The organism is Pseudarthrobacter sp. NIBRBAC000502770 (genome assembly GCF_006517815.1).
Lineage (GTDB): Bacteria > Actinomycetota > Actinomycetes > Actinomycetales > Micrococcaceae > Arthrobacter > Arthrobacter niigatensis.
This window is the reverse complement of sequence record NZ_CP041198.1, coordinates 2,444,355-2,456,667: the sequence shown is the minus strand read 5'-3', so window position 1 is coordinate 2,456,667 and position 12,313 is coordinate 2,444,355. Positions and strand designations below refer to the sequence as shown.

General features: G+C 63.3%; 14 protein-coding genes. 9 read left to right on the top strand and 5 right to left on the bottom strand.

From position 1 onward, the window contains the following. Positions 1 to 7: 7 nt before the first annotated feature. Positions 8 to 1,147, bottom strand: coding sequence for a hypothetical protein (locus NIBR502770_RS11785; RefSeq protein WP_141182054.1), 1,140 nt, complete (start codon positions 1,145 to 1,147; stop codon positions 8 to 10). A gap of 278 nt (positions 1,148 to 1,425) precedes the next feature. On the opposite strand from NIBR502770_RS11785, the gene NIBR502770_RS11780 reads away from it, so the two are divergent. Next, positions 1,426 to 2,100 carry a DUF1345 domain-containing protein gene (locus tag NIBR502770_RS11780; protein WP_141182053.1) on the top strand — a complete coding sequence of 225 codons (675 nt, stop codon included), beginning with the start codon at positions 1,426 to 1,428 and terminating at the stop codon, positions 2,098 to 2,100. Here the strand turns inward: NIBR502770_RS11780 and NIBR502770_RS11775 are convergent. Further along, positions 2,097 to 2,807 (bottom strand): hypothetical protein, encoded by a 711-nt coding sequence (locus tag NIBR502770_RS11775; protein WP_141182052.1) that lies wholly within the window; start codon positions 2,805 to 2,807, stop codon positions 2,097 to 2,099. The genes NIBR502770_RS11780 and NIBR502770_RS11775 overlap by 4 nt on opposite strands. A gap of 632 nt (positions 2,808 to 3,439) precedes the next feature. On the opposite strand from NIBR502770_RS11775, the gene NIBR502770_RS11770 reads away from it, so the two are divergent. From NIBR502770_RS11770 to NIBR502770_RS11755, 3 genes are all read left to right on the top strand, one after another. Then, entirely contained in the window at positions 3,440 to 3,943 is a 504-nt protein-coding gene (locus NIBR502770_RS11770) for a DUF805 domain-containing protein (protein ID WP_141182051.1), read from the top strand. Between the two features lie 527 nt (positions 3,944 to 4,470). Further along, positions 4,471 to 5,001 (top strand): DUF4352 domain-containing protein, encoded by a 531-nt coding sequence (locus NIBR502770_RS11760; protein ID WP_141182050.1) that lies wholly within the window; start codon positions 4,471 to 4,473, stop codon positions 4,999 to 5,001. 360 nt (positions 5,002 to 5,361) lie between these two features. Then, positions 5,362 to 6,366: a PASTA domain-containing protein gene (locus NIBR502770_RS11755; protein ID WP_210418854.1), complete on the top strand. Its 1,005-nt coding sequence runs from the start codon at positions 5,362 to 5,364 to the stop codon at positions 6,364 to 6,366. Between the two features lie 627 nt (positions 6,367 to 6,993). Here NIBR502770_RS11755 and NIBR502770_RS11750 read toward each other — a convergent pair. Together NIBR502770_RS11750 and NIBR502770_RS21870 are read right to left on the bottom strand one after the other, a co-directional pair. Further along, the gene (locus NIBR502770_RS11750) at positions 6,994 to 7,461 is read right to left on the bottom strand and encodes a pentapeptide repeat-containing protein (RefSeq protein ID WP_210418853.1); all 468 of its coding nucleotides are present in this window, start codon (positions 7,459 to 7,461) and stop codon (positions 6,994 to 6,996) included. A gap of 221 nt (positions 7,462 to 7,682) precedes the next feature. After that, on the bottom strand, positions 7,683 to 7,901 hold the full coding sequence (locus NIBR502770_RS21870) for a transglycosylase SLT domain-containing protein (RefSeq protein ID WP_168223161.1): 219 nt from the start codon (positions 7,899 to 7,901) through the stop codon (positions 7,683 to 7,685). A gap of 646 nt (positions 7,902 to 8,547) precedes the next feature. Here NIBR502770_RS21870 and NIBR502770_RS11735 point away from each other — a divergent pair. The 3 genes from NIBR502770_RS11735 (at position 8,548) to NIBR502770_RS11725 (ending at position 9,821) form a co-directional block, all read left to right on the top strand. Further along, the gene (locus NIBR502770_RS11735; RefSeq protein WP_141182045.1) at positions 8,548 to 8,796 is read left to right on the top strand and encodes a hypothetical protein; all 249 of its coding nucleotides are present in this window, start codon (positions 8,548 to 8,550) and stop codon (positions 8,794 to 8,796) included. A 21-nt stretch (positions 8,797 to 8,817) separates the two neighbouring features. Then, entirely contained in the window at positions 8,818 to 9,156 is a 339-nt protein-coding gene (locus tag NIBR502770_RS11730) for a hypothetical protein (RefSeq protein ID WP_141182044.1), read from the top strand. Positions 9,157 to 9,224: 68 nt separating this feature from the next. After that, positions 9,225 to 9,821, top strand: a complete 597-nt coding sequence (locus NIBR502770_RS11725; RefSeq protein ID WP_141182043.1) for a hypothetical protein — start codon at positions 9,225 to 9,227, stop codon at positions 9,819 to 9,821. Positions 9,822 to 10,287: 466 nt separating this feature from the next. Here the strand turns inward: NIBR502770_RS11725 and NIBR502770_RS11720 are convergent, their stop codons facing one another. Next, complete coding sequence (locus NIBR502770_RS11720) at positions 10,288 to 10,785, bottom strand: hypothetical protein (RefSeq protein WP_141182042.1); 498 nt, start codon at positions 10,783 to 10,785, stop codon at positions 10,288 to 10,290. A gap of 648 nt (positions 10,786 to 11,433) precedes the next feature. Between NIBR502770_RS11720 and NIBR502770_RS11715 the strand changes: the two genes are divergently transcribed. Together NIBR502770_RS11715 and NIBR502770_RS11710 are read left to right on the top strand one after the other, a co-directional pair. After that, the gene (locus tag NIBR502770_RS11715; RefSeq protein ID WP_141182041.1) at positions 11,434 to 11,685 is read left to right on the top strand and encodes a helix-turn-helix domain-containing protein; all 252 of its coding nucleotides are present in this window, start codon (positions 11,434 to 11,436) and stop codon (positions 11,683 to 11,685) included. A gap of 32 nt (positions 11,686 to 11,717) precedes the next feature. Beyond that, on the top strand, positions 11,718 to 12,266 hold the full coding sequence (locus tag NIBR502770_RS11710; RefSeq protein ID WP_141182040.1) for a hypothetical protein: 549 nt from the start codon (positions 11,718 to 11,720) through the stop codon (positions 12,264 to 12,266). The last annotated feature ends 47 nt before the right edge of the window (positions 12,267 to 12,313 follow it).

Below are 12,313 nucleotides of genomic sequence, written 5' to 3'. Positions count from 1 at the left end.
GGGCTTTTTAGGTCTTCGGAGCAGTCGGTTGCGCGGCGAGACTCCGGTAGAGGTCAGAATCGAGCGTCGTATGACCCTGGTCGTCGGTGACGTACACCTCGAAAGTGAAGGTGGTGTCGTCGTGGTCCAGGGTGAACTCGATGGTGGGATTCTCAGCGGAGATCGTCCCTTCGGAGACGATTCGCCCGTACTTTTGCTCCGGTCCTGTGAGTTCGGCGCCGTGTTGGGATGGGTCACGAATGAAGTATCGGACCGTGTAAGGCGCGGAGGGCAGCGACCGCAGGGTCGGGAAGAAGGTGAAGTCCCGGGTTCCGGGCTGAATCTCTTTGGCACGCCACTGGTACGCGGTCATGGGCGGCGTGAGATGGTCGTCAAGGTCCCTTGTGCCGGTGCGGTTTGTTTGGGCGTCGGCGCTGCGCGTTAGCCCCAAGGCCTTGGACGCCGGAGCCAGCCCGAAGCCGAGGCCCAGTCCCAACCCGATGGAGACGAGGGGTATGAGGATGGCCACGAGGCGCGCGCGTCGCAGCAGCCCTGTCCGCACGGATTGCCGGTGCATCTCAAGTACGCCCGGCACAACCCCGATCATGACGGCTCTCGAATAGGGGCTGCTGACCGCACGCGCCCATGCCTCGATGAACGCGGCACAGGGCGGCAGGGCCGCCTCCGTACCGCCGACGGGGTTCCAGTAGGAAAGGCATGGCAGCGGAACGTCCCGAAGCCGGTCTCGGGTGTCCCGCACGGTAAAGGTCGGCACCATCCGGTACTGCGGACCACCTCGGCTGGGTATCCGGTGGAGGTACGGATGAAAATCTTCCAGCTGGGAGCGATCGACCCGGGATCGGATGAAGAAGGCAGTCGTTACAAAGGCCGCTTCCCTGGTGAGTGTCACCCACTCCCCGGCGTACCACAGCAGGACGGCGCCGAAGACCGCAAAGACGATCGCCGCGCCTAAAATCAAGCCCTCGACCCGGGACGAGATGATCGTGCTGTCGTACTCGTTGACCAGGATCGAACCGGCAACAGCCGCAACGGCGATCACCAGGAACCCCAGGGCCGCGGTCACGACCGCCCAGGGCCTGCGCAGCTTACGGATCCGCGCCGGCAGGCTATCCTCGCGGAACTGATCACCGTCGTTTGGAACAAACACCCCATACCCCCAAGACTTCGCTCAGCCGCCCGCAGGAAGGTGAGACGTTCAATCGGATCACAGGCGCCACACCGGTTTATCCGACCGGCGCCAGCGACATCGACGTGCTCATCGTACGGCCCGGTAAACCCGGGACGGGGAATTTTGAGCCATTCTTTGTCCATGACCTTCGGCGCCACGGTCTTGGTGGAATTCCCTCCACGCCGCGTCAGATCATTTGTGAAGGCGCGCCGCCGCGGAAGCCAAACCGATACCGCCCGCGGTGGGATCATCGGAGCATGAGCGCAACCAAAACGTCCGGCGGCCCATCCGCCCGCTTCAATACGCCCGCCCACCACTCCCGGTTGCGGGTCATCGTGATGGTCATCGTCGGTGTTGCGGTGGCAGTAGCCGTCGGCACCCTCAAGTCGTGGGCCTACGCGCCCGCCATGGGCTGGGCTGCAGCGTCCCTGACATACCTCATCTGGGTGTGGTCGGTCATCGGCCGGCTGCAGCCGGAAGCGACGGCAGCACACGCGCTGCGCGAGGATCCGGGCCGGGGTCCAGCCGACGCGCTGGTGCTGGTTGCCACCGTGGCGAGCTTCAGCGGTGTGGCACTGATCCTTCTGGATGCCGCCGACGCTCAGGGCGGTACGAAAGCAGGGATCATCGCGATGGCCCTTGGCAGCGTTGCCCTGTCCTGGTTCCTGGTCCACACACTCTTTACCCTCCGATACGCCTCCATCTACTACCGGGACAAGGCAGGGGTTGATTTCAATGAGGACAAGCAGCCCCGGTATATGGACTTCGCGTATCTCGCCTTCACCGTCGGTATGACCTACCAAGTCTCCGACACCGACCTGAAGACGGACGCGATCCGCACGACCGTGCTCCGTCAGGCGCTTCTGTCGTTCTTGCTGGGGACGATCGTCTTGGCCACCACCATCAATCTCGTTGCCGGTCTTATTCACTAACGACGAAGCGCGGCGACAGCCGCAACGGCCTCCTGAATGCTGCCCCAGCCCCGCTGTGCTGCGGCCGCAGTCGCCGGCGGCAGCGCGGTGCCCTTGTTCTGCAGGATGGCCACGAGGGTCGCGTTCACGACGTCCTCGCGCAGTTCGGCCAGCCAGGGGCCGCGGATGTTCGGCATCACCGGGACGCGGGCACGGATGGTGAGGAAGTGCCCGCCGACCAGAGCGGCAATGGTGCAGATGATGCCGGCGATGACCAGCTTCAGGACATCGGTCTGGTTGGTGGCCACGATGTAGGCCGGCGGAGCGATCAGGGCGATGACGAGTCCCAGGCGCAGGGCCAGGATCTCCCGGGCGCTGCCGCTGGCTTTCCGGCGGGCCATGAGGCCGGCCAGCTGCCTGTCGCGGACAGCCTGGGCTTTCATCCGCCACTGCCGCTGGGTGCCCAGATGCAGCTTCACAAGCGCGCGGGCCGCGGCCAGCTCCTCCGGGTTCTGCTCCCGCAGGGTTGTCACTGACGTGTCGGGCTTGTCGGCCCAGGAGCTGGCCAGGCGCTTGTCAATGGCGGCGGCCATCTCGTCGAGGCCGAGCCGGGCGGCTCCTTCGGCGGCTTCCTCGACGCGGATGGCGGTGGTTGCCGGGACGTCGGTTTCTTCGGTGCGGTGGCCGTAGCGTGGCGAGCCGTCAGCGAGGTGGTATTCGTTGCTCATAAAGATCCCCATAGGTAGTACGCCCGGAATGCTGGCCGGGCTGGGCGGCGCTGCCCGGAACTATTGTGTGGGTCCGCTCAGCGTGGTGGAAATTCGGCCGCTTTCATGACGTTCCGCCGGTGGCGGCGTCGCCTGGGCGGTCACGAAGGACCGGCGGCGTTCCCACCCACCATGTGTGCGGCTACCGCCGGAAAGGGCGCCGGGCCGGGGTTCAATCTCCGCAGAGACGGCCGTCGGGACTTGGGACGCATAGTAAAGAGTGCAGACCGGATTACGCGACAGCGCCGGGGCCGAGGGGGTCGGTCGGATAGGGCTCCCGGGACTCATACTGTCCGGCCGTGGGGGCCCGGTGCCACGGAGGGCCGGGCGGTCATGCTCGCTCCCACTGGCGTGCTGATGATGGGCCATTAGCGCCCCGGAATTGTCGCCGGCAAGGACGTCTGGTAGGAAAGAGTCCTGATCGCGGCCGCGTCCGTGACCTGGTTGTTGATCTGCCAGACGACGTTCGGGAGCCTGGGCGCCTAAGATCCCTCGTGAATTGGGAAAATTGTTACTATTGCTCTGGCTGTTTCTCCCCTGATTGCCCGTAAGATCAGCCTGTCTCATCACTCTGGCACCTTGGGGGAATACCTTTGAGCTACCCGCAATATCCGTCGCAGCAGCCCTACCAGGCACCGCAGCAGTACCCGCCCCAGCAGTCCTGGCCCAGCGGGGAACCGCCCCTGTGGGCTCCCTACTACGGCGCCCCGTTCGCGGCAGCCGTCAAGCGGTTCTTCAAGAAGTACGCCGACTTCTCCGGCCGCGCCAGCCGCAGCGAATACTGGTGGTGGACCCTGGTGTCCTCCGTTGTCGGTATCATCCTGAACATCATGGTTCAGAGTGGTGTTCACTACACCGCCTACGGCTCCACCGCGGGCCCGGGAACCTTCATCGGGGGCATCCTGGCGCTGATCTTCTTGTTGGCCACCTTCATCCCGTCGCTGGCACTGATCGTCCGACGCCTGCATGACAGCAACAAGAGCGGCTGGATGATCCTGCTCGGCCTGATCCCGTTCGCCGGCGCCATCATCCTGCTGGTGTTCATGCTGCTCGGCCCTGACCCGCACGGCCAGCAGTACGACCAGCCCACTGCATAGCGGACCCAAGGAAGAGGGGAAGGCCATACCGTCCTTCCCCTCTTTCGCGTCTCATCCCACCTGGCGACGAAGAGGCCGCCGAACCGTGACTTCTTCACTCTCGGAGGGTTGCTTTGACGCTCATCGGGCTATCCCTTATCGGGCGTCTTATGGGGGAGCGACTTAGGCGTTGGAGGACGCTGCACGCTCCCCGAAGCGGTCGGCTGCTGCTTCAAGTGCAACCAGTACAAGGCTGACCGGACACCGGCCGAGGCCGGCATGAAGTTGCTCCTGACCCCTTACGCCCCCAAGGACCGGCCCCCGGTTCTGCCTTCCTTCGACTTCGCGGAACTGATGTAGAAAAGGCCCCGGACGCCCGGGGCCTTTTCGCGTTCGTAACCTCAGGCAACCGATTTGTGACAGACGTCTGACATCAAAAGTCTGACTGGTGCCCCTGTGACTTGAGTGGAAGGTGTATCCTCACCCTTGTTGGGGGACGCTTATGCATATGGTGGCCGCCAGCATCACTCGCGGAACAGAAAGACACCATGAAGAAGAACCTCGCACTCATTGCGCTCATCGCCGTACCCCTGCTCGCCGGTTGCGGAAGCTCCACCAGCTCCTCTGCCCCGGCCGCCGGCGGCTCTAGCGCTGCCCCGGCTGCTGCCGCTGCCGAGACCAAAGCTGCGGAGCCGACGGTCGGCACCCCGTTCACGGCTGACATGGGCAACGGCAACGTCGCCAAGATCACCATCGTCTCGGCCAAGTTCGTCGACAAGGTCAGCGCCAACCAATACGCCCCCGCCGCGAAGAACGGCAAGTTCCTGCAGTTGGATGTCCTCTGGGAAACCGAGAAGGGCACCACCAGCTCGAACCCGATGTACTTTGAGGCCAAGGACGCCGACGGGCGCAAGGCTGACATGACGATCGTCGGCGACGGCATCATCGGCTCCAGCAAGGTCGCTGTCGGCGACAAGAACCGCGGCTTCGTCGACTTCGACGTAGCCCCCGGCCCCATCAAGGTGACCATCAGCAATCCGATCCTGCAGCCGGTCGCGTCCCTGACGATCACCCCGTAGGCAGGTCAACGACAGCAGCCCCGGACCGCATCGGTCCGGGGCTGCTCTGCCGCCTGGCCTGCCTGTTGGGGGAAACGGACTGTTCGCGCCTATGCAGTCGCATGACTGATTGGCTCGTCTGGGCGGCCTGCTGCAATCCCAAAACAGGTCCCGGCCTCTTGATGTTCAAAGCCCGGGATACCTCCGATCACCTGAAGGACGGCCCTATTGTTGTCCGGGGCCTTACCCGCGCTGGGAGTACTCTGCCGCAAGCGTCTGTGTTCTGCTCCGGGGGACTTACTGCCACTCGCACCGGTCACCGGTCCCCGCGAGTCTCAAGCAGCGGGACGCACCTACGCTCACACTTTTGAAATCGGGGACATGAAGCACTATCTCTCTGCCCTTTTGGCAGTAACACTCATGGCGGCCCTGACCGCCTGCGGCGGAGGATCGCCCGCAGCGCAAGTCTCATCGAGGCCTGCGGCCACTGAATCAGCGATGCCCACGCCCACACCAACGCCCAGCCACAAGACGCGGGCCGTGCCGGACGTCACCGGGAAGCAATTCGGTGAGGCGCGCAAACTGCTCTACGACGCGGATTTCTTCGGCTATCCCTGGGGCAAGGATGGAAAGAAGTGGGCAGGTATGGCCCCCGATGACGCCATCGTCACTTCCACAGTCCCGGCAGCAGGAACAGTCACTGATACCAGCGATATAAAGATCAACGTCAACACCTCGGAAGCGGAACGTCTGGCAGCGGCCAAGCTGGCCAAGCGCTATGAGTTCATCTGTGGCGGAATCTGGACCTCGTCGAATTCCGACACCTACCACTCCCTCAAGGAAGTCTGGGCAAGTAAGTCTTATTCCAACGCTGACACGTGCTCGGTGAAAATTGATGGCGATTACGTCGACTACTCCAAACCAACGTTGCTTCCGGCGGAGCAGGCCATTGTGGACATCGTCGCAGCCAACGGAGGAGACGTGAGCAGCGTGCCGGCCAAGACCTTCGACACGGAGCTTAGGCTCTGCGCCAAGCCCGCACCTGACTTTGCCACTCTGATCTGGGCGAAACCGGAATGGAAGAAGGCCCAGGCCAAGGCTGCCCTGGCGCTCTGCCCGGAAGCCCCGCATGCGGCAATGCTGCAAGAGGTCGTGAACACGGTGAAGCTCGGCGACGGAACACACGTCGTCGGCAAAGAAATGGAACCCGGGACATACCGGACCAATCCGAGTACGAAGGACTGCTACTGGTCCCGCACAACCGGCGGCGGCAACATCATCGCCAACGACTTCGTTGGATTCGCGCCTGACGGGGTCACGGTGACCGTCTATCCCGGAGAAGGCTTCGAGTCCCAGCGATGTGGAGCCTGGACGAAGATCGGGTAGTTCTCCAGCAACACAAACGCCCCGGCCCGTCACCCATGGCGGACCGGGGCTTTTCCCGTCTCCGGGGAGGCAGGGCTGCTAACACCTGCTGCCGAGTCAGCGCCCGGGTAACAGCCACGCGGGTGGGCGGCGGGTGCTCTGCTTGCCGGCACCGCTGGCGCCGTTCTTGGTGCCTCGCCAAGAAGCCATCTATACGACGCTCCTAACGCCCGACGACATGTTCTTGGAGAAGGTATCGGGCCTCGATGAGGCCAAGTCTGGGAAGTTCGCGATGAAGGTGAAGCGGGCGGCCATGCCGCAGACCCGCGCATCCGAAGCACAGGCCCCGATGCCTGCACCAGAGGCAGAGTTGGTTGTCCCTACAGTTCCGGCACCGCCGCCCCTTGGCGTGCCGGCAGGCTGGTACCGTGTGCAGAAGTCCAAGAATACTGGGACGGGCACACTTGGCCTCTCGTACCGTAAGCAGGAAGAAGCACGGGGCTATCTCAGACAGGATTCCGGGGTGGCTGGGGAGTAAGCATGCGGCATCCAGTCCCGTCATGTCTTGCCGGTTCGCTAACCGTGTCGCGCCGCAGGTGGCCGCGGCCCTGCTGGCAGACGTTTCAGGCTGAGCCGGGGTCGATCTGGCTAGAAGCCCAGGGGGATACAGCCGAAAGGCTTTGGGGGCGGAACAGGAAAGCCGTCCGGCCAGCGCGTCGCGGCGTTGCAAGTGTCCTGCAAGTTGGCTTTATCGAGGTTTCGGGCGCCTGAAAGGTTGGCACCACCGAGATCGGAGTGTGAAAAGTCTGCTCCAGTGAGATCGGCGTCGGTGAAGTCGGCCCAGGACAAGTCCATCAGGGACATGTCGGTGTGCCTGAGGTTGGCGCCGGAGAAGTCGGCTAAATCAAAGCATCTTTCCACGACTTCCTTGTCCTTACATGCAAAATTCAATCCTTTCAGGCTCATGCCTTCGAGGTCAACGCCATGGAAGGGCATACGGGTGGACCCCTGGATGTAGACGTCCCTGACGAACCGCAAATCGTCGGCGCGCTGTTGGCGGGTCGCTATATTGCTGTCCCACGAAAGCGCAACGGCCGAAAGGACGGCGCCGCTCACGAGGCCTCCGATGATGCCGGCTACGACGTCGTGCAGCAGAGTGTCTTTTCTGATCCTGTTTCGGAATCGACGCCACAATGAAAGTCGGCCTGGATCATTCATGGTTTGGCCAACTTATGCACCGACATGGCGCCGGCAATTCAAGCCCTGGGAGTTTCCAGGGGCTAGTGTGATCAGTCAACATCGACTCTGCCCTCTCACCGAGTCCCCAGCGGTATGGATCATGCTCCCACTGAAGGTCTTGGAGGTCGAGAGATTCGTAACGGCCAAACAGTCATTTTCCGGTCGGTAGGGGTGTTGCGCAGTTCCACCGGGCGGCCGACCATCTCGGAAGCCCAAGTGACTGAGCTCGAGATGATCTGCGTGACGCCGATCGCTCCAGCGGACGAGGTGACGTTCTGGTGGAAGCTGAGTTCCTGCTCAGCGAACGCCAGGGCCATCACCGGGTCCAAGCCCATGGACTGGGCGATGGCGGGGAGGACCTCAATGCCAGCTCCTAGGCGCTCGACCCTGCCGGTCCCGACGGCTGCCGCACCTGGTACGGAAGCACTCCGTCCTGTTCTCCGGCGGCGGGTCGGTGTACGCAACAAGACTCGGGATCGGCTTCCAGACCAATTCATAGACCACCGATGACGGCTATCAGCCGGTCGCACAGGAGCCTACGCGCTGACGTGGTCTGGTGGCGGCGGCCTTCTGCAGCTCATCGGCGGGCACCGCCCCGGTTTGGCCGGCCCTGTACGAGATCCCGTCCAGCTAAGCGGCGCTGAACTACGTGGCAAGCACGAATCACTCGTGACGTTCACTGATAAGGCCTCTCAGCCGCCAGCCGCCTCACCCACTCCGGGGTCTCCTTGCCCAGGCGCCGGTCGGTAACGAGCCGAAGCTGCGCTGCGGCGATTTGCATGGCGCGAGCGTCGCGATCGACGTTTTGCGGGCGTTCAGAATCCGGGCCTGCAGTCCTGCGTTTTTGTGGCTCCTTAGGAGTTGCTGAGTTCATCTCGTTCCTCGGTGACTCACCACGGCCAGTGTTTCCAATAGTTTCCCAAAAGCGTGCGCTCACCGTCCATCTTCATCTAGGGGAGCTGTGTGGGCGTTGGCGGGCCACTGGAACTCGGAGAGCTTCAATCCAACGTCTGCTCACCAATTGGGGGAACCGATGAAGCGCTCAAAGACGTCAAAGCGTCACAGTACGTGCTGCTGGACATGGAGACTGGGCGGCTCACTAAGGAGAGCGTCGGGCTTCCCGACGGCACCAGCCAGGTTCCGGATATTTACACCGGCCGTCCCATCGAGGTCATCATCGAAGCACCATACAAAGCGATCACCGCGACCTAGGACCGGATCCGGCTGAACGGAATGAACACCGGCCTGGACTTCACCGAGGTCGCCAATTTCCTCACCGCTAAGTCCCTGGATGAGTTTGCCGAGCTGATCCGGTACGGTGTGGGCAGGTACGGCGCCGACAACACTTCGACCGAGGATTGGATCGGGTCGGTCTCGGCAAGGCCGGATCAGAAGAGCAGCTTCGCGATCGGCGCCGGCACCTGGACCGGCGTTCAGGTCACCTACGACCTGCGCTACAACGGATCGAAGGACACCCAGGTCATCATCGTGCACGTCAACCCGCTCCCCCTCGACGACGGGCGGACGATGTTCGGGAGGGGACTGGGTGGAACCTGCGGAATCCTTGATTGAAAACTCTCCCGCCCAGAACCAGTGCACATGTAATCTGACCTCAACATCACTACGTCCTGGGGGATCCGATGACCGAGAATTACCCGCCCGTGCCACCTGCACCGCAGCAGCCGGACAACCAGCCCTTCGTGGCGCCCGCCCAGTTCCAAGGCCAGCCGCCGCAGTACAACCAGGGCCTACCAGCCCAGTACGGCCAGCAGCCGTACCCTCCCCAGCAGCCCTACGGTCAGCCGCAGTATGGCCAGCCGCACTACGCGCCCTACCCGCCACAGCAGTACGCTTCGCAGTGGGGCCAGGCGCCCGCCAAGCCCAAGTCGTCCGGATTCCGGATCGCGGCCGGCATCATCGGCATCGTCCTTGGATTCTTCATGCTGATTGAAGCGGGACCCGGCTTTGGCCACAACGCCTTCATCGCGCTGCTCCTGCTGATCGCGGCCCTGGGCAACGCCACCGCGGGCATCCTGCTGCTGGCCAACCAGCGTGGAACGACCCGAGGCGTACCGATCACGGCGATCAGCTTCGCGGGCTTTGCCCTGCTGTCGAGCCTCATGGCGATAGCAGTGCCCTACTACGGAGGGGCGCCGTTGCTCATCGACCTTCTGCTGGCCACTCCGGTCATCGTCCTCTTGGGGATCGGCCTGTCCAGGGAAAGCCGACCCGTCTGAGCCCGACAGCAGAAAGGCCCATATCCGCGTGATGAACCGGGGCCTTTCCGCTGCTAGAAGTTCTCCGCCACCAGCTCTGCCGTGAGGCAGGTCAACCCGGCGCTGCTCGGCGTCGAAGTCCTCCAGCAGCAATTCCGGGTGGGTCATGTAGCCTCGCGGCGTCGTCGACTTCGCCATCACGGGCCTACCGGCTCTTAACATCCGGTTCCCCCGCCCGGTGAGGAAGCCGCCGAGCTCGTAAGTCCCTTGGTTCAGGGCGCGGTTGAACACGAATCCAACGGGGACACTTGGCCGCCGTTGTCTGCGTGACATGTTCCCGTCGAATCCCGCCCGGCGGGCAGAGTTAGAGCGCATGGCGGCGCGGCGCTGGACTGGGCCTCAGCGCCCTCTGGTCGGCCGCCATAGCAACGGGTGCGTTTTCTCGGCCTATCGGGCTTTCTTTCATCCGCTCCGTGCTGCTTGGCGGTCAGCTGCCCGAGCCGATGCTTGCCTCGTAGCCGCCGAGCAGTTGATTCTGAGTGACTTCGACGGGGTCGCGATGACCGAACGTCAGCGTGTAGGTGGTCTGGTCCGACGGCACGCCGTCCACCTCCCACGATAAGGTGCAGGACTCAGGTGTCGTCGATTGCTTGCCGCCTCGGATGCGACCTTCTGCCACGACCGCTCCACCGTTGCCCGTGATTGTGACGGTGGAATCGAGTGCAAGGTCCTTGTAACCCCCGATGGGCTGGCAGTTGTCGTTGCTCTTGTCGTAGACGTTATGCAGCCCGCGCTGGATGCTCGTGGCTGACTTCACCACAAGAGTCCCTTTCGCATCGAACGGAGGGTGATGGACTGGAATTGGGGTGGCTGAGGTCTGGCTGCTGGCTGCGGTCATGGCGTTGCAGCCAGCGACGACAGCGATCAGTACTGCCCCGACCAATCCAGCGATAATCATCCCGCGCTTCTTTTCGAAGGCGGGCACGCGCTGCACATTGCACGTCCCATTGCTCCATTCACTGACTCGCCGGAACCCAGCAGACCCAATATGTCGATCTGCGTCGCGTGGAGTGTCGGCGGTCCTTGTGGCGTGAAGCACCTTCCCTGATTCATCGGTGATGATGAGAGGCCGCGTGGGTGCAGCAGAGGTTGTGTGTGAGAACCCGTCGGGACTTGGTTCGTTCAACTCACTCAAGCGCGCAAAATATGACTCTCGACTCAAAAGGTCCCCCATGTAGGAACGGAAGCCGGCACAACGCCGGCCAGCTTACTGTACTTGTTCGGCGAACGTCGCTGTCAGGCGAGGACCAACTGTGACTTGTTGACGGCGATCGGTTGGTCCAAAGGGAACGTGCGCCGACGACCTGGTGGGCGCAGTTCGCGGCCGGCGGTTCAGCCTCGACTAGGGCTCCGATGGCCAGGCCTTCCTACTGGTCGTAGTGGTCGGCTTCGACGACGGTGTATGGGCGGCTCTTCGTCAGGGATCAACGGCGTGCCGGGCTCAGACGCCAAGGCCTGGGCTGCCGGGCATGACCAGCCGGTCCGTCTGGAGCAACCCCACCCCGAGTCGGGTCTCACTGCGGAGCACGTCGAGCGGGACGAAGCGTTTCTCGCCCGCACATAGTATGGCTGGGTGACCGACGAACCCAAGCACCGTTTCCTGACACCCACCCAGGTAGCCGAAGAGCTGAACGTGAAGCCGAACCAGGTCCATGCGCTGATCAAAGCCGGTGACCTGCGCGCTTTTCAGGTCGGTGGCCGCGGCATGTGGCGCATCGGCCGGCAGGACCTTGAGGACTACATCGCCGAGGCGTACAGGCGCACCGCCGAACGGATCGCCGCCGGCGAGCTGGAGGATGCGGGGTCGGACGCCGAGGAGGCGTAGCGGAAGCACGGGGTCGTCCCTAGACTCTCGCCATGAGGAAGTGGTGGCGTGATCTGCCTCCAGGGCTGCGGGTGGCGATCATCGCCGTCGTCGTCTTTGCCTTCTACACAGGTGGCGGCTTGATCTTTGGAGAGAAGTTCATCAGCGCCCTGTTCAGTGGACTGTTCTACGCGCTTATTTTGGCCGGAGGGACCTACTTCGCCCAGAAGCGCTTCCGTAGGACCGCGGCAAGGCTCGAAGAGCATGGCCAGTCGCTGATGTTCCTGCGATACCCCAATGTCCTGCCGGGTTCCTTGAGCGGCGTCTGGCAGATGGGTGTGGCCACGCCCTCGCCAGGCCGGTTCGACTTCCAGCCGGCCGTCTACGACGAATTCATTCCCAGCGGCCGCAGCAGGGCTCTCACCGGCCTCGGGACCACCGGACTGCCGCCACGGACAGCCGGCCGCGACGACGAGAAGCAGGCCGTGCCGTTCGACTTCGAGGTCATCACCTTGGTCTCCGACGGGGGAGTCATCGAGATCGCCGCGAGTCCTGCGACGGTCAAGAAGATCCTGGAAGCCGTCGGGCCGGCATCTTCATAGGCTCCGGGAGCAAGATCCGGTCAAGCCCTTGCTCGGAGGCTTGGGTG